This window comes from Pseudomonas sp. SH10-3B, from assembly GCF_019891415.1.
Classification (GTDB): domain Bacteria; phylum Pseudomonadota; class Gammaproteobacteria; order Pseudomonadales; family Pseudomonadaceae; genus Aquipseudomonas.
In genome coordinates, this window is record NZ_JAFLXD010000047.1 from 19,754 (window position 1) to 35,669 (window position 15,916).

Below are 15,916 nucleotides of genomic sequence, written 5' to 3' on the forward strand. Positions count from 1 at the left end.
CTACAAGGGCAGCGCCATATAGAACTGGGTGCCCTGCCCCGGCCGCGAATACACCCCCATGCGGCCGCCGTGCAATTGCACGATCTCCTTGCACAGCGCCAGCCCCAGGCCGGCGCCGCCTTTCTTGCGGCCAACCTGGACGAAGGGTTCGAAGATGCGTCCCTGTTGGCCGTAGGCGATACCTTCGCCATTGTCTTCGACGCTGATAATCACCCGTTCGCCATGACGCCGCGCCTGCAGGCGAATCTGCCCACCGTCGGCGGTGTGGCGCAGGGCATTGCCCAGCAGATTGTCGAGTACCCGTTCCAATTGCGCCTGGTCGGCATACAGCCGTGGCAGGTCGGATTGGACTTCTATCAGCAGCTCGATCTGTTGCGCGTTGGCGGGCGCCACAAAGCGCGCACGGGCGTGTTCGAGCAGATCGGTGACGTCGCAAGGCCCCAACGTGAGTTTCTGCAGGCCATTCTGGTAGCGCGAGAAGTTGAGCAGGTCGTTGATCAACTGCATCAGGCGCTGCATTTCTTCATTGACCGTATCCAGCAGGTCCGCCTCACGGGACTCCGGCGGGAACTTCGCACGTTCACGGAACAGGCCGAACGCCATATGCATGCCCGTCACCGGCGTGCGCAGTTCGTGCGAGGCGCGCAAGACGAATTCGCTGCGTACGCGTTCGAAGGCGCGCTGTTCGGTGACGTCGTGCAGCACCATCACCGCTCCAAGGATATGTCCCTGGGTATGGCTGACAGGCGTGAGGCTGTAGGTCAGCAGGCGCAGTTCGCCCTCGACTTCTATTTCCAGATCCTCCGGTGCGCGCTCCAGATTGCCGCCGCGCAACACCAGTTGCAGTTGTTCATCCAGCTCGGGGCGCATCAATGCTTCGCCAAGGCCCTGGCCGAGGCGTTCCTCATCCCAGCCCAATTGGCGTTGCGCAACGGGGTTGAGATGCTCCAGACGGCCTTGGCGGTCAATCATCAGCAGACCGTCGTCGATGCTGTCGAGCACGGCTTGCAGGCGCTGCTGGCCGGCCAGCAACTCGTCAACATTGGTCGCCTGATGCTGGCGCACCGCTTCGGCCATGAGGCCGAAACGACGGGTCAACTGGTTCATTTCCGCCGCTGAAGAGATCGGCAGCGTCACTTCAAAATCGCCCTGGCCAATCTTGTCTGCCGCTTTTGCCAGCGCTTCGATCGGCCCACCAAAACGCCGGGCGATGCCATGGGCCGTGACAAACCCGATGATCAGCACGGCAAGTCCCACCAGCCCGAGCAAACCGGCGATCAGCAGGGCGCGCGCGCGGGACCTATGCTCGCTGGCACTGATGTTTTCCAGGGCTTGTTTATGTTCGGCAATCAGCCCGTTGCGCAGCTCGTTGAAGGTTGCGGTGAGTTTTTCCTTGCTGCCCGGTGGCGGTGACGCTTGCTGGGATTGCTCGAACGCATCGAGCAGGTCCTGGTATTGGGCCCGCGCCTGGCTGAAACCGGTGCCTTGACCGTTGCGTTGCTCGTGGGCGATGCCTTGGTCCAGCAGGTCGAAGTAATGCTGTTTGGAGCTTTGCAATGCCTGCGGATCGGGGGGATGTTCCAGCATCATGATCAACTGATCGCCCAGGCTTTGGCGCAGCTTGAGCCCCAGGTCCAGCGTGACGAAGTTGCTGCGAATCAGTGACTCCTGGGTTTTGGCCATTTGCATGACGCTGACCAGCCCCAGGATCAAACCCAACAGGGCGACGGTGATCAGCGCTGAGATACTCAGGAACAATCGAGTTCGCAGCTTCATCGCTAGCTTCATAGGGTGCAGCTCACAGGTTGTACTGTTTGCGTTTGCGGTACAGGGTCGACGCATCGATGCCAAGGGTGCGGGCCGCCTGGTCCAGGGTGTCGCTGGTGGCGAGCACGGCGCCGATATGCGCTTTCTCCAGCTCGTCCAGACTCAGCGCCGCGCCAATCCGTGGGGCGTTATTGGTCGGTTGCTCGGCCATGCCGAGGTGGATGATTTCGACCTTTTCCTGCGGGCAGATAATGCTGGCGCGCTCCACCACGTTGCGCAGCTCGCGGATATTGCCTGGCCAGCGATAGTTGAGCAGGGCTTCGCGCGCTTGATCACTGAAGCCTCGCGCCGGGCGGGCGTATTCCTTGACGAAGCGCGCCAGGAAGCGATCTGCCAGGGTCAGGATGTCTTCACTGCGCTCGCGCAGCGGTGGCAGGTGCAAGGTGATGACATTGAGGCGATACAACAAGTCTTCACGGAAACGACCGTCGCGCACCATGTCTTCCAGGTTCAGGTTGGTGGCGGCAAGGATGCGCACATCGGCGCGGCGGGTGACCGGGTCGCCCACGCGCTCGTATTCCTTGTCCTGGATAAATCGCAGCAACTTGGGTTGCAGCGTGAGGGGAAAGTCGCCGATCTCGTCGAGAAACAGCGTACCGCCGTCCGCCTGGTTGACCCGGCCCAAGGTGCTCTCGCTGGCACCGGTAAAGGCGCCACGGCTATGACCGAACAGCTCGCTTTCCATCAGTTCTGCCGTCAGCGACGGGCAGTTGATGGTCACGCAGGATTTCTTCGAGCGTTTGCTCCAGCCGTGAATGGCCCGGGCCAGCTCGCCCTTACCGGTGCCGGACTCGCCGAGGATCAGGATGTTGGCATCGGTACCCGCCACCTGGCGCGCGGTTTCCAGCACGACCATCATCGACGGGCTGTGGGAGTCGAGACCGTCTTTCTGCTGGCGCACGGCGCCTTCCAGGGCTTCCAGGCGCGCGGAAAGTTGGCGCACTTCCAATTGTTTGGCGGTGGCCAGGCGCAGTTGATCGGGGCTGCAAGGCTTGACCAGATAGTCGGCGGCACCTGCCTGGATCGCGTCCACGGCGGTATCCACGGCCGAGTGGGCGGTGACGATAACCACCCGCATCCACGGCGCCTGGACCCGCATCTGGGCCAGCACATCCAGGCCATTGTCTTCGCCCAGGCGCAGGTCCAGGAAGCACAGGTCGAACACCTGGCGCTGCATCAGGGCATCGGCTTGCGCGGCGCTGTTGGCGGTGGCGACGGTGTAGCCTTCATCTTCCAGGCAATAACGGAAGGTGCGGAGGATCGCGGACTCGTCATCCACTAAAAGAATGCGGCCTTGAAGTTCCTTGGCTGATTCCATCTGTCCCGCGCTCCTTAACTATGAATGATGGTGTTTAGTCCCGGAATAATCGGGCAAGTTGCATGGTTTATTCTGATCGATAAAAGGCAACGTCGTGCAGGTATCTGCGCGGATTCCTACAAAGCCCCGCCTGATAGCGTTTTCATGCTGTCTTGCCACTTCGGCAACACCCCATCGGCTTTCTATCCCTTCACCCGACCACTGACCATCGTGCATTTCGCACGGCGTACGGGGGGGCATCGTGCAGGATGCTGGGCGATTGGCCTAACGCATATCTTTAACTGATTGATTTTATTGAATTTTATTTTATAAAAAAGCTGGCATGCGCTCTGCAATAGCTATCCCAACGAATAATCAGAATGCGGGAGAAATGCAGCATGACTCGCCAAAGCCTCAGCCAACTGCGTGTATCGCCACTGCGCTTGCAACAAGGTCTTTTTGCCAGCCTGGCCCTGATGGTCACGCTGATTGCAGGCCAGCAGTTGCAGCAATGGCAGCAGAGTCAGCAGCAAGTCTCGCTATTCGACCGTCCGGTAACGACCCAGACCCATTTCAGTTCCATTGGCACCCGTAGCGCCGATGTAACCGCCCCGCAATTGCGTGTGGCCGATCAGGATTCAACCCTGGGCGAGCTACCGACCCAAGAGCGCTGGGTGTTTTAGGCAAGAAAATCGGTCGCTTGAACTCAAGCGCCCGTCCGGCATCACCGCTGTTACCTCATAAAGAAGCATAAGGAGAATCACCATGTTGAGTTGGGCAATCACATTTCTGATCATCGCCATTGTGGCTGCAGTCTTGGGCTTCGGTGGTATCGCGGGCACCGCTACGGGTATCGCCAAGATTCTCTTCGTGGTCTTCCTGGTGATGTTCATTGCTTCGTTCTTCTTTGGTCGTCGCGGCCGAGGCTGAATATGACCACTTTGTCTCTCAAAGCCATTGCTGCCGCCCTGCTTTTGGGCGGCAGTGGCTTGGCGATGGCCGCCAATGACGGCCAATCCCGAGCCAATGAATTGCTCAGCGCGGATCCGCAATACCGCGAGACCTGGCAAGGCGTGGTGAAGAAAGAAGAACGTCTGCCGGAATGGGTGATGAACCTGTCTGGCACGGCCGAGCAAATGAATGCCGTGGAAGAAGATGGCGACAAGTACTTGGTGGGGCCGCTCTGCGAAACTGCGGACACATGCCATAACAAGCGCCTGATCGTCGCCTTCAGCCTCGACAAGGAAGATGCCTACGCCATGTTGGTGGAAGTCCCGGCCGGTTTACCGGCAGATAAGTCCCCGACGCGGCACGCCGATTACCGCTTTATCGGTAAGCCGGACGAAGGCATGCAGAAGCTGCTGATGGAGCAGCTGAAGAAAGATCCGAATTGGTACTAGGTTGCGTCTGACGCATCTGTCGTCTGCGCAATCAGCGTCCATGGAAAGAAGCCCCTTCGCTTCTTTCTGTTTGCATTGCCCGCCAAGGGTGATGCATGACCAGGGGGCCGGGTTGCTCTGATCAATTGAGATCGGCGTGACCTACGGGTACAGGGAGTGCCTGCGCAAGGGCCGGGTCAGGCGAAAAGCTGCGACGCAAGTTCACAAGCCCCACGGCTTGGTGAACTTGCGGCGGGCTTGCGAATCTCATCCCCGCCTCATATTCCATCCCTCGTATGCCAGCCATAGCAACAATTCTCCGTTTTGCGCGCGACCAACCATTACTGAGTGTGTCGGTGCGACCATCTATCGAGAAAGTTTTGCTCGCGCTATAGGACGTTTCCGACGCTAGCCCGCAGAGTTCTCGGGCATTTCTGCCAACCTCACCAAGACGTCCAGCATCTCTGAGCGAGCCGGTATTGGCCGGTTCACGGCATATTCACCTGACAATATGTCGCATTTGAATTGACCGTTCGGACAGTTATTATGAAAAAAAGTCATGCCGATTCGGCATAGGGTAGGCGTTTACGGCATTAGACGTGGTCCCCTTGCATCGGAATAGTTGCGCCTTTTTTCGCCTGCCAGTAAGCCATTTCGGCCACGCTGCGGTGACCTTTCATGGAGGCAGATGCACACACTTTTTCGCTTTCGAGCGTTCCAGCTGGCGCATTTGCCTTAAGTTCACTTGAAGTAAGGGTAATGACATGAAGAAGGCAAAGCTAAGCCTCGCCTGGCAGATCCTCATCGGTTTGGTGCTGGGGATTGCAATCGGTGCAGTGCTCAACCATTTCAGTGCTGAAAAGGCCTGGTGGATCAGCAATGTGTTGCAGCCAGCGGGCGATATCTTTATCCGCCTGATCAAGATGATCGTGATCCCGATTGTGATTTCCTCGCTGATCGTCGGCATTGCCGGTGTCGGTGATGCGAAAAAGCTCGGACGTATCGGCGTCAAAACCATCCTTTACTTCGAAGTGGTCACCACCATCGCCATCGTGGTCGGCCTGCTCTTGGCCAACCTGTTCCACCCGGGCGCAGGGATCGACATGAGTACCCTGGGTACCGTCGATATTTCCAAGTACCAGGCGACCGCCGCCGAAGTGCAGCATGAGCATGCGTTCATCGAGACGATTCTCAACCTGATCCCATCGAACATCTTCGCCGCTGTCGCCCGTGGTGAAATGCTGCCGATCATCTTCTTCTCCGTGCTGTTCGGCCTGGGTTTGTCGAGCCTCAAGCCTGAACTGCGCGAGCCGTTGGTGACCATGTTCCAGGGCGTGTCCGAGAGCATGTTCAAAGTCACCCACATGATCATGAAGTACGCCCCCATCGGCGTATTCGCGCTGATCGCGGTGACCGTGGCCAACTTCGGCTTCGCTTCGTTGCTGCCACTGGCCAAGCTGGTGATCCTGGTTTACGTCGCCATCCTGTTCTTCGCCTTTGCGGTGCTGGGCCTGATCGCTCGCCTGTTTGGCTTCTCGATCCTCAAGCTGATCCGCATCTTCAAGGACGAGCTGGTGCTGGCCTACTCCACCGCCAGTTCCGAAACCGTGCTACCGCGCGTGATCGAGAAGATGGAAACCTACGGCGCACCGAAAGCGATCTGCAGCTTCGTGGTTCCTACCGGCTACTCGTTCAACCTCGACGGTTCGACCCTGTACCAGAGCATCGCGGCGATCTTTATCGCCCAGCTGTACGGCATCGACCTGTCGATCGGCCAGCAACTGATGCTGGTATTGACCCTGATGGTCACCTCCAAAGGCATCGCCGGCGTGCCTGGCGTGTCCTTCGTAGTGCTGCTGGCGACCCTGGGCAGCGTGGGTATCCCGCTCGAAGGCCTGGCGTTCATCGCCGGTGTCGACCGCATCATGGACATGGCCCGTACCGCACTGAACGTGATCGGCAACGCCCTGGCCGTGCTGGTCATCTCCCGTTGGGAAGGCATGTACGACGACGCCAAGGGCGAGCGCTACTGGAACTCCCTGCCGCACTGGCGCACCAAGCAGGTGCTGCCGGCCGGTGAAGTCAGCCGCGGCTGATAACCCGCTGAACAAAACAAACCCCGGGAAATCCGGGGTTTGTCGTTTCTGTCAGCCCCGCTATCATTCGCCCCATCTTTCGGGGGATTCAACTGATGCTCAATGGCCTGTGGCTTGGCTTCTTTGTCGTGGCAATGGTGTCCGCACTCGCGCAATGGCTGGTGGGCGGTAACGCCGGGATTTTTGCGGCGATGGTCGAAAGCATTTTCGCCATGGCCAAATTGTCGGTGGAAGTCATGGTGCTGTTGTTCGGCACCCTGACGTTATGGCTGGGCTTTTTGCGTATCGCCGAAAAAGCCGGGATTGTCGAATGGCTGGCCAAGGCTCTGGGCCCGCTGTTCTTGCGCTTGATGCCGGAAGTGCCGGCCGGTCACCCGGCCATTGGCCTGATCACCCTCAACTTTGCTGCCAACGGCTTGGGTCTGGATAACGCCGCGACGCCTATCGGCCTCAAAGCCATGAAGGCGCTGCAAGAGCTCAATCCCATTCCCAACACCGCGACTAACGCGCAGATCCTGTTCCTGGTGCTCAATGCATCCTCCCTGACCCTGTTGCCGGTGACGATCTTCATGTATCGCGCCCAGCAAGGTGCACCCGACCCGACGCTGGTATTCCTGCCGATCCTGCTGGCCACCAGCGCATCCACATTGGTGGGCCTGCTGTCGGTGGCGGTGATGCAGCGCCTGCGGCTGTGGGACCCGGTGGTGCTGGCCTACCTGATTCCGGGCGCGTTGGTACTGGGTGGGTTCATGGCCCTGCTGGCGACGCTCTCGGCCACCGCATTGGCCGGGCTGTCGTCGATCCTCGGCAACCTGACGTTGTTCGGCCTGATCATGCTGTTCCTGCTGATTGGCGCACTGCGCAAGGTGAAGGTGTACGAGGCGTTTGTCGAAGGGGCCAAAGAAGGTTTCGACGTTGCCAAGAACCTGTTGCCCTACCTGGTGGCGATGCTCTGTGCAGTGGGCGTGTTACGGGCCTCCGGCGCGCTGGACCTGGGCCTCGAAGGCATTCGCCATGTGGTGGCCTGGACAGGCATGGACACGCGCTTTGTCGACGCCTTGCCGACTGCGATGGTCAAGCCATTCTCCGGCAGCGCGGCGCGGGCGATGTTGATCGAGACCATGCAGACCCAGGGTGTGGACAGCTTCCCGGCGTTGGTGGCGGCGACGATTCAGGGCAGTACCGAAACCACCTTTTATGTGTTGGCGGTGTACTTCGGTTCGGTGGGCATCCAGCGGGCGCGGCATGCGGTGGGCTGCGCGTTGCTGGCGGAATTGGCCGGTGTGGTGGCGGCGATTGCGGTGTGCTACTGGTTCTTCGGTTAAGGCTTGGATTGCTATCGGGAGCAAGCCCCCTCCCACATTTGAATGTGTTACAGGTCAACATGTGGGAGGGGGCTTGCCCGCGATGAGGCCTTCAGCGTTTCACCGCACCATTGCCCTGCTGAACAACCCACTCCACCACCTGCCTGTTCAACTGATCCCCCGCCAACCCAAACCCGGCCACCACCGCCGGCACTTTGGTGTCAGTCACCGCCTGGTGCACTTCAAACCGCCGGCTGGCAATAATCCGCTGGTCACTCCCACGCACCAGGCGTGCGTCGAGGCGGATCACCACCTCCACCGCACTGCCCCGGTACTCACTCTGAAACGCCTGCAACTGCCCGCCCAGCTCATAGTCGGCCTGCAGGTTGCTCTCGTCAGTACTCAACAATGTCACGCGCCCATCGCGCTGGAACCCGTCCATCAGGCGATTACGCAACAGCACGGGCGCCGGGTCGCTCCAGCGTGACTTCGCATAGCTGCTGATCAAATCGCCGTTGGGCACCACGGCGATGCGCGGGCTGTCGAGGAACTCACTGGTCTGCGGCTTGGCCAGGCGCAGCGACCAACTGACCGGCGCTCCCTGGTTGGCGGCCTGGGCCGAGGGCAGTCGGTAGACGTCCGACGGATCCGCCTTGGGCAGGATCGAGCAGGCGCTGATCAGCGCCAAGGCCACAGGGGCGATCATTTGGTAAGCACGCTTCATGGCGTGAACTCCTTGTTCTTGTCGCTGCCCAGCAGGTAACCGCTGGGGTTGGCTTCCAGGCGGCGGGAGATGGCGCGCAGCGAGCCGAGGGTTTCGCGCAGTTCACGCACGGCCGGCGCCAGTTCGTTGAGGCCCTGCATGCCACTGTTCACCGAATCCTTGTTGTTGGTCAGCAAGGTGTTGAGGGTGGCGGTGCTTTGTTCAAGGGATTTCATCGCCTGTTCGGCGCTGCCAAAGGCCTGTTTGCCTTGATCATTGAGCAAACCGTTGGCATTGCGCATCAACACCGTGGTCTGCTCCAGGGCGGCGCTGGCCTGTTTGCTTACCTGCATCAGTTGCTGCATCACCACCTTGATGTCGCCGCGCTGATCGGCGATGGCACCGGTGGTTTGCTGCAGGTTGTCCAGGGTTTTACTGATGCGGTCGACGTTTTGTGCAGAGAACATGTTGTTGGCGTTGTGCAGCAGCAGGTTGATGCTGGTCATCAGGTCGTTGCTGTTATTAAGCAGTCGCGCGATCGGTGAGGGTGAGGCGATGATCTCCGGCAGGTTACCGTCCTTGCCCTTGAGCTCCGGGCTTTGCGGGGTGCCGCCGCTGAGTTGGATGATCGACGTGCCGGTGATGCCCGTCAGCGCGAGTTTGGCCTGGGTGTCTTCCTTGATCGGCGTCTGGCCGGCCAGGCGGATGCGCGCGAGTACGCGGCGCGGATCCTTGGGGTCCAGCCGCAGGCTGATGACATCGCCGACCTTGATCCCGCTGTACTGCACGGAGCTGCCCTGGGACAGGCCGCTGACCGCCTCGTTGAAGATCACTTCGTAATCCTGGAAGGCGCTGTCGACGCTGGATTTGGCCAGCCACAGGCCAAACAGCATCGCGCCGACCACCACGATTACGCTGAACAGACCGATCATCACATGATGGGCTCGGGTTTCCATGTCATACCTCGTTGAGCGGTTGAGCGGCATCCAATGCCGCGCGGCCTCGGGGGCCGTGGAAATATTCGTGAATCCAGGCGTCGTTGGTTTCCGAGACGATATCGATGGCGTCCGCCACCAGCACTTTCTTCTGCGCCAGCACCGCCACACGGTCGGTGATGGTGTAGAGCGTGTCCAGATCATGGGTGACCAGGAACACGCTCAGGCCCAGCGCGTCACGCAGGGTCAGGATCAGTTGATCGAATTGCGCCGCACCAATCGGGTCGAGGCCGGCGGTGGGTTCGTCGAGGAACAGGATGTCCGGGTCCAGCGCCAACGCCCGCGCCAGGGCGGCACGCTTGATCATGCCGCCGGACAGCGACGCAGGGTATTTATCGGCCGCCGACAGCGGCAGCCCGGCCAAGGCCAGTTTGACCGCAGCCAGGTGCTCGGCATCACGGCGGCTGAGCCCGGCATGTTCGATCAGCGGCAGCGCGACGTTCTCGGTCACCGTCAGCGAGGAGAACAATGCGCCCTTCTGGAACAGCACGCCAAAGCGCCGCTCCAGCAGGGACCGCTCATGTTCCGGCAGGCTCGGCAGGTTTTTGCCGAACACCCGCACTTCGCCTTCGCTGGGCCTGCGCAGACCGACGATGCTGCGCAACAGCACCGATTTACCGCTGCCGGAACCGCCGACCACCGCAAGGATCTCGCCCTTGTACAAATCCAGGTCGAGATTCTCGTGCACGCTCTGGCTGCCAAAGCGATTACACAGGCCACGCACTTCAATCACCGCCTCGGTGGGCGCACGGTGTAGACGACTCACCAGCCCATCTCCATGAAGAACAACGCGGCAACTGCGTCCAGCACGATCACCACAAAGATCGATTGCACCACGCTGGAGGTGGTATGGGCGCCGACCGATTCAGCGCTGCCGCTGACCTTGAAGCCTTCCAGGCAGCCGATGGCGGCGATCAGGAAGGCAAAGATCGGCGCTTTCACCAGGCCCACCAGGAAATGCTGCACGCCAATGTCCGATTGCAGCAGGGAAAGAAACATCGCCGGCGAGATATCCAAGGCCACGGCGCATACCACGCCGCCGCCGACGATCCCCGAGAGCATCGCCAGGAAGGTCAGCATCGGCAGCGCCACCAGCAGTGCCAGCACGCGTGGCAAGACCAGCAACTCCATCGGGTCCAGGCCCAGCGTGCGGATCGCGTCGATTTCTTCGTTGGCCTTCATCGAGCCGATTTGCGCAGTAAAGGCGCTGGCGGTGCGACCGGCAATCAGAATGGCCGTGAGCAATACGCCGAATTCCCGCAGGAAAGAGAACGCCACCAGGTCGACGGTGAAAATCGTCGCGCCGAAACTCTTGAGTACGGTGGCGCCGAGGAAGGCCACCACAGCGCCGACCAGAAAGGTCAGCAACGCGACGATGGGCGCGGCGTCGAGGCCGACCTGTTCCAGGTGAGCGACCATCGGCGTCAGGCGCCAGCGCCTGGGCCGGAAAATGCCCCGGGCGAAGGTTTCGAGGATCAGGCCGATAAAGCCCAGCAGTTGCTTGCTGTCTTGCCAGACCTTGCCCACGGCCCCGCCGATGCGTGCCAACACCTGAATGCCGGTGGCTTCTTCCGGGGCTTTGTCCGGCACGCAAAAATCGTTGAGGGAGCGGTAGACGGTCTTGAGCAGTGCGCGGTCGGCGGCGGACAGGCTGCAGTCGGTCTGCTCGGCGGATTGCTCGATACGGGTGGGCCCCAGCAGCTCAACCAGCAGCGAGGCACCGGCGGTATCCAGGGCGCCGAGGCCATTGAGGTCGATGCGCGCGCCAGCGTCGTATTGGCCGTCGAGCTTGTCCGACAGCTTCTTCAGGTTTGCGTAGTGGGCAAGCGTCCAGTCCCCCGTAATCCGCAGTAACGGGGGAGCGGTGGACGTATCGAGGTGGGCTGCGCCGGCCGTGGTACTACTGGTCATAAGCTCCGAGCTTGTCTGCTATCCACAATTCCTACGTAATAGCACGATCCTGCCTACTTTGGGTTGTCGGTTTGTGCTGTGTCCGTCACTTTAAAACGCAGCACGCCGATCACCTGGCCGTCCTCCGTCAACACTTGGACTTGCCAGCGCCCTACCGCTTCGGGCGGGAAGTTCTGCTTGTGGGTCCAGGCGCGGTAGCCCTCCTTGCGTCCGCCGTGGATGTCCAGGGCGATGCGGTCGACCTCTTTGCCGTTGAATTTCCACACGTGGTAGATGCGCTCATCCAGGCCGCGCGGCGCGTTGATCGCGGTGTAGGCGTAGAGCCCAGTGCTGCGCAGCTGGCTGGCGTTGACTTCCTTGAGGTCGTCGCCGGGCGTGCGGTCTTGCAACTGGGTACTGATCGCCACTTCTGTCATCCACAACGTGGCCGGCGGCACCCAACTGCGCAGGAACCAGCCCGCGCAGCCGATGGCGGCGGTAACCCCGAGCAGCATCGCCCAGCCTTTGAGGCTGCGCAGCGGCAGACTCACGGCCAGGCTTGGAATCGACAAGGCCATGGCCACGCCGAGGGCGAGTTTGTAACTTTCGGCGGTGGTCAGGTGCAGGATGATCGGCAGCGCAGTGAGCAGCGCGGCGAACAAGGTCAGGGTGTGCAGTGCGAGAAACAGCGAACGTTTCGGTGCCAGCCATTTGTAATACAGCGGGTCGACGATCGACACCAGCGCGGCCGCGCCGAGCAGGCCGGTGAACACCGATTGGCCGCTGTTCCAGGCAGTGGTGACGAAAAAGAACGGCAGCACGAAGAACAGACTTTCCTGGTGGATCATCTGGGTCGCGTAGCGCAGCAGGGGTTCGGGTATTTCGCGCTTGAAGACTTTGGTAAACAGCTGGGTAAAGCTGTTTTCCAACATCAACCACAGCCAGCTCACCAGCATGATCACCGCGATCCAACTGGCCATGCCCTGCTGGCGATCTACCAGGATGAAGCTGCAGACACCCGAGATAAAACCACCGAGTGCAATCACCCCTGGGTAGCGCTTCATCAGTTCAAGGATGCGGGTGATAAAGCGGGTCAGGTTTTGCATTCGGCGGTTCGCAGTATTTGTAGGAAAAAATCCCAGACAGAATAGCGTCTTAGCCCAGGGTTCGGTGTCTCATTACGCGATCCGTTTGCGATAACGGCGCACGCCGATCAACGCGATGGCAATCAGCCCGAGGACGCCGACGCCGATCCAGTTCAGCATGTCGTAGCTCAGCAGCGGCTTCTCGATGCGCCAGTAACCCGGTTGCTTGAGCAGCTCGCGCATCGCCTGGCTGGTCTGTTCCAGGTTAACGGCCTTGATGCGTTTGACCGGGTCGCTGAAGTGGCCGTTGTCGTAATCGCCCGAGGCGCTCCAGTAGTAGTCGGCCAGCGCGCTGTTGCCCTGCACGGCCCAGGCCTGGCGGGCGATGGCGGCTTGTTTCAGGCGGGCAAATACCGCGGGGTCAAGGCCGTCCTTGAGCAGTTGCGCCTTGAGGTCTTGCAGCACCTGCTCGGCCTCGGGGAGGTTTTCCCGCTCAAGGTCGGCATTCAGGCTGAGGAAGCCAACGCCACCGAGCACTTCGCGCTCGCTCCAGGGGCCGTAGGACAAACCATGCTTGAGGCGCAGTTGGCGGTACAGCGCCCAGTCCAGGTAATCCTTGAGCAGGTCGTAGGTTTCATCATGCTGGTCGTCCAGCACCGGCTCGGGGAACAGCCAGTGCAGTTTGGCACTGTCCCCCACCCAGCCGTGGATCAGGTCGCGGTGGCTGGCGGCGGCGTGCTGGATTTGCGGCAGCGCCGGGTGCTCGCTGGGTTCGATCGGGTCGAGTTGGCCGTAGGTGCGTTCCAGGTAGGCGGGCAGCAGTTTGTCGAGGTCACCGACGACGATCAGGGTCATGTTGTTGGGCGCGTACCAATGTTTGCGCAGCGTCTGCAGTTGATCGCGGGTCAGGTGATCGACCTCGGCGCGTTCGGCGCATTTGAGTCCCAGCTCCACCGCCAACTGATTGCTGGCGGTGTGGCCCAGGTCCTGGCGGTCGAGCAGGCGTTGCAGGTGGGAGTAATGACCGCCGTCTTCGCGCTCGACCACTTGCTTGGCCGCATTGATATTGGCGTCGGTCAACTCGGTGCGAGTGATGATCGCCAGCAGCAGGTCCAGTACTTTGCGCTGGTTTTGCGCGGGTGCCTCGATCACAAAGGTGGTGTCGGCGTTGCTGGTGTAGGCGTTCCACTCGCCGCCCAGGGCTTGCATGCGGTCTTCCAATTCGCCTTCGCCGCCGCCGTCGAGGCCGCTGAACAGCAAGTGTTCGAGCAGGTGCGGCAGTTCCTTGTCTTCGCAACTGAAGTCGTCCAGGCCGACGCCGACCACCAGGCGAATCGCCACATGGCCGCGCTCGGTGCCCGGTTTGAGCAGCAATTGCAGGCCGTTGGGCAAGGTGTAGCCCTCGACTTGCAGGCGGTCAAAGGCAAAGACGTGGGCAGAGCCCATGAGCAGGCAAGCGAACAACAGGCGACGCATAACAAGCTTCCTGGCGAGTGAGGTCAGCTTTAACTGACTTCACGGGCCATCGTACGTTCAGGGCGAATGTGTGATGTCGGCAATATCTTCGGCGGAGAGTGCGCCGGTGTCGGACGTTTCCAAGACTACATAAGCACTGCTGCAAAACAACGAGTTCAGGCGTTTCATGTCGGCAATCAGCTCCAGGTGCAGCGAGCTGGTCTCCAGGCTCTGTACGATCTTGCGTTGCAGGCGGCTGACGTGAGCGTGGGCCAGGCGGCGCTCCTGGGCGCGGAAGCGGCGTTTTTCGCGCAGCAACTGGCGGGCGCTTTCGGGGTCGGCACTGAGGAATACCGACAGGCCCAGGCGTAGATTGGCAATCAACTGGCCGTGCAGGCCGGTGAGTTCCTCCAGGCCTATTTCGGAGAACTGGCGACGCTGCGAGGTTTTTTGCTGCTGGACTTTGCGCAACATGCGTTCGATCAGGTCCCCGGCCAGTTTCAGGTTGATCGACAGCTCGATGATTTCCGCCCAGCGGCGGCTGTCCTGTTCACTGAGGTCTTCCCGGGGCATCTGCGCCAGATAGAGTTTGATTGCGCTGTAGAGGGCTTCGACGTCATCGCTGAGGCTGCGTATTTCCTGGGTGATAGCGGTTTGTTTACCGCGCAGTACTTCCTGCATGGCGGTGAGCATGTTGTCGATCAGATCACCCAGGCGCAGGGTTTCCCGTGCAGCGTTGGCCAGCGCCAGGCTCGGTGTGGTCAGGGCTGTGGGGTCCAGGTGGCGCGGTTTGGCCTTGCCGTTGACCTCGTCCCGCTCCGGCAGTAACCAGGCGCACAGCTTGGCCATCGGACCGATGGTGGGCAGCAGGATCAGGCAGCGGCTGACGTTGTAGAGCAGGTGGAAGGTGATGACCATGCCTTGGGCGCTGTAGTCCAGGCCGTCCATCCACAGCACCAGCGGGTCGAGCAGCGGGATAATCAGCAGCAGGCCGATCAGTTTGTACAGCAAGCTGCCCAGCGCGACCTGGCGACCGGCGGCGTTCTGCATGCTGGTGCTGAGAAAGGCCAGCACACCGCTGCCGATGTTGGCGCCGATCACCAGGCCGATGGCCACGTGCAAGCCGATCACTCCGGCGCCGGCCAGGGTGGCAGTCAGTAGGACGGCGGCGAGGCTGGAGTAGGAAATCATCGCGAACAACGCGCCGACCAGGGCATCGAGCAAAATATCGCCGGTCAGCGAGGCGAACAGCACCTTTACGCCCTGGGCATGGGTAATCGGCCCGGCGGCTTCGACGATTAATTGCAGCGCGAGAATGATCAGCCCGAGGCCGATCCCGACCCGACCCAGCTGCCCGGCCCGCGTCTGTTTGCGCGACAGGAAGAAGATCACCCCGAGAAAGATCAGCAGAGGCGACAGCCAGGACAGGTCGAAGGTCAGCACCCGCGCCATCAGCGCGGTACCGACATCGGCGCCGAGCATGGTCGCCAGCGCAGGCACCAACCCCATCAGGCCCTGGCCGACAAAGGAGGTCACCAGCATCGCCGTGGCGTTGCTGCTCTGCACCATGGCGGTCACCAGGATACCGGCGACAAATGCCAGCCAGCGCTTGGACATGTTCTGCCCGATGACTTGACGCAGGTTGGAGCCGTAGACCCGCAGGATGCCGGTACGGACGATGTGCGTGCCCCAGATAAGCAGGGTCACGGCGGAAAGCAGATTGAGCAAGGTCAGCATGCTCGGCCCCCCGTGTGGGTACGCTCCAACAGGAGCGAAGGAAAATTGCCGCGTGCCGTTCTACGTCTTGTAGTTAAGCTGTAGTTGGCGAATGGGATCGGCGCCAGCATCGCATAGCTAAAGTAGGGATTGAAACAAAACTGTCATG

The 15,916-nt window shown here is 60.8% G+C and carries 14 protein-coding genes; 5 read left to right on the top strand and 9 right to left on the bottom strand.

Features of this window, described 5'->3' with window-relative positions; translation table 11 throughout:
* Together J1G35_RS25645 and algB are read right to left on the bottom strand one after the other, a co-directional pair.
* The gene (locus J1G35_RS25645; protein ID WP_223016359.1) at window positions 1–1,788 is read right to left on the bottom strand and encodes a KinB sensor domain-containing domain; all 1,788 of its coding nucleotides are present in this window, start codon (window positions 1,786–1,788) and stop codon (window positions 1–3) included.
* 10 nt (window positions 1,789–1,798) lie between these two features.
* The gene (gene algB, locus J1G35_RS25650) at window positions 1,799–3,145 is read right to left on the bottom strand and encodes a sigma-54-dependent response regulator transcription factor AlgB (RefSeq protein WP_053127283.1); all 1,347 of its coding nucleotides are present in this window, start codon (window positions 3,143–3,145) and stop codon (window positions 1,799–1,801) included.
* A 377-nt stretch (window positions 3,146–3,522) separates the two neighbouring features.
* On the opposite strand from algB, the gene J1G35_RS25655 reads away from it, so the two are divergent.
* The 5 genes from J1G35_RS25655 to J1G35_RS25675 all read left to right on the top strand — a co-directional run bounded on the left by J1G35_RS25655 (window position 3,523) and on the right by J1G35_RS25675 (window position 7,924).
* On the top strand, window positions 3,523–3,807 hold the full coding sequence (locus tag J1G35_RS25655; protein ID WP_223016360.1) for a hypothetical protein: 285 nt from the start codon (window positions 3,523–3,525) through the stop codon (window positions 3,805–3,807).
* A gap of 82 nt (window positions 3,808–3,889) precedes the next feature.
* Window positions 3,890–4,054, top strand: a complete 165-nt coding sequence (locus J1G35_RS25660) for a DUF1328 domain-containing protein (protein WP_003170804.1) — start codon at window positions 3,890–3,892, stop codon at window positions 4,052–4,054.
* A gap of 2 nt (window positions 4,055–4,056) precedes the next feature.
* The gene (locus J1G35_RS25665) at window positions 4,057–4,524 is read left to right on the top strand and encodes an inhibitor of vertebrate lysozyme family protein (RefSeq protein ID WP_053127279.1); all 468 of its coding nucleotides are present in this window, start codon (window positions 4,057–4,059) and stop codon (window positions 4,522–4,524) included.
* Window positions 4,525–5,267: 743 nt separating this feature from the next.
* Window positions 5,268–6,599: a glutamate/aspartate:proton symporter GltP gene (gene gltP / locus J1G35_RS25670; protein ID WP_223016361.1), complete on the top strand. Its 1,332-nt coding sequence runs from the start codon at window positions 5,268–5,270 to the stop codon at window positions 6,597–6,599.
* Window positions 6,600–6,694: 95 nt separating this feature from the next.
* Window positions 6,695–7,924, top strand: a complete 1,230-nt coding sequence (locus tag J1G35_RS25675; RefSeq protein ID WP_053127275.1) for a spore maturation protein — start codon at window positions 6,695–6,697, stop codon at window positions 7,922–7,924.
* Between the two features lie 91 nt (window positions 7,925–8,015).
* Here the strand turns inward: J1G35_RS25675 and J1G35_RS25680 are convergent, their stop codons facing one another.
* The 7 genes from J1G35_RS25680 to J1G35_RS25710 form a co-directional block, all read right to left on the bottom strand.
* The gene (locus J1G35_RS25680) at window positions 8,016–8,627 is read right to left on the bottom strand and encodes an ABC-type transport auxiliary lipoprotein family protein (RefSeq protein ID WP_053127273.1); all 612 of its coding nucleotides are present in this window, start codon (window positions 8,625–8,627) and stop codon (window positions 8,016–8,018) included.
* Window positions 8,624–9,562 carry an MlaD family protein gene (locus J1G35_RS25685; RefSeq protein WP_053127271.1) on the bottom strand — a complete coding sequence of 313 codons (939 nt, stop codon included), beginning with the start codon at window positions 9,560–9,562 and terminating at the stop codon, window positions 8,624–8,626. Before J1G35_RS25685 ends, J1G35_RS25680 begins: the two co-directional genes overlap by 4 nt.
* Window position 9,563: 1 nt before the next feature.
* Window positions 9,564–10,367 (bottom strand): ATP-binding cassette domain-containing protein, encoded by an 804-nt coding sequence (locus tag J1G35_RS25690; protein WP_223016362.1) that lies wholly within the window; start codon window positions 10,365–10,367, stop codon window positions 9,564–9,566.
* Window positions 10,364–11,512, bottom strand: a complete 1,149-nt coding sequence (locus J1G35_RS25695; protein WP_223016363.1) for an ABC transporter permease — start codon at window positions 11,510–11,512, stop codon at window positions 10,364–10,366. The genes J1G35_RS25690 and J1G35_RS25695 overlap by 4 nt, the downstream gene beginning before the upstream one ends.
* A 53-nt stretch (window positions 11,513–11,565) precedes the next feature.
* Window positions 11,566–12,597 (bottom strand): DUF5924 family protein, encoded by a 1,032-nt coding sequence (locus J1G35_RS25700; RefSeq protein ID WP_223016364.1) that lies wholly within the window; start codon window positions 12,595–12,597, stop codon window positions 11,566–11,568.
* 72 nt (window positions 12,598–12,669) lie between these two features.
* Window positions 12,670–14,052, bottom strand: coding sequence for a pitrilysin family protein (locus J1G35_RS25705; protein WP_223016365.1), 1,383 nt, complete (start codon window positions 14,050–14,052; stop codon window positions 12,670–12,672).
* A 57-nt stretch (window positions 14,053–14,109) separates the two neighbouring features.
* Window positions 14,110–15,768, bottom strand: a complete 1,659-nt coding sequence (locus J1G35_RS25710; RefSeq protein WP_223016366.1) for a Na/Pi cotransporter family protein — start codon at window positions 15,766–15,768, stop codon at window positions 14,110–14,112.
* Window positions 15,769–15,916: the final 148 nt, after the last annotated feature.

Bases quoted from the DNA above. Each gene is read 5' to 3' on its own strand.
- J1G35_RS25665 (WP_053127279.1), top strand. From the start codon at position 4,057: ATGACCACTTTGTCTCTCAAAGCCATTGCTGCCGCCCTGCTTTTGGGC.
- J1G35_RS25700 (WP_223016364.1), bottom strand. From the start codon at position 12,597: ATGCAAAACCTGACCCGCTTTATCACCCGCATCCTTGAACTGATGAAG.
- gltP (WP_223016361.1), top strand. From the start codon at position 5,268: ATGAAGAAGGCAAAGCTAAGCCTCGCCTGGCAGATCCTCATCGGTTTG.
- J1G35_RS25685 (WP_053127271.1), bottom strand. From the start codon at position 9,562: ATGGAAACCCGAGCCCATCATGTGATGATCGGTCTGTTCAGCGTAATC.
- J1G35_RS25655 (WP_223016360.1), top strand. From the start codon at position 3,523: ATGACTCGCCAAAGCCTCAGCCAACTGCGTGTATCGCCACTGCGCTTG.
- J1G35_RS25680 (WP_053127273.1), bottom strand. From the start codon at position 8,627: ATGAAGCGTGCTTACCAAATGATCGCCCCTGTGGCCTTGGCGCTGATC.
- J1G35_RS25695 (WP_223016363.1), bottom strand. From the start codon at position 11,512: ATGACCAGTAGTACCACGGCCGGCGCAGCCCACCTCGATACGTCCACC.
- algB (WP_053127283.1), bottom strand. From the start codon at position 3,145: ATGGAATCAGCCAAGGAACTTCAAGGCCGCATTCTTTTAGTGGATGAC.
- J1G35_RS25710 (WP_223016366.1), bottom strand. From the start codon at position 15,768: ATGCTGACCTTGCTCAATCTGCTTTCCGCCGTGACCCTGCTTATCTGG.
- J1G35_RS25645 (WP_223016359.1), bottom strand. From the start codon at position 1,788: ATGAAGCTAGCGATGAAGCTGCGAACTCGATTGTTCCTGAGTATCTCA.
- J1G35_RS25705 (WP_223016365.1), bottom strand. From the start codon at position 14,052: ATGCGTCGCCTGTTGTTCGCTTGCCTGCTCATGGGCTCTGCCCACGTC.
- J1G35_RS25660 (WP_003170804.1), top strand. From the start codon at position 3,890: ATGTTGAGTTGGGCAATCACATTTCTGATCATCGCCATTGTGGCTGCA.
- J1G35_RS25675 (WP_053127275.1), top strand. From the start codon at position 6,695: ATGCTCAATGGCCTGTGGCTTGGCTTCTTTGTCGTGGCAATGGTGTCC.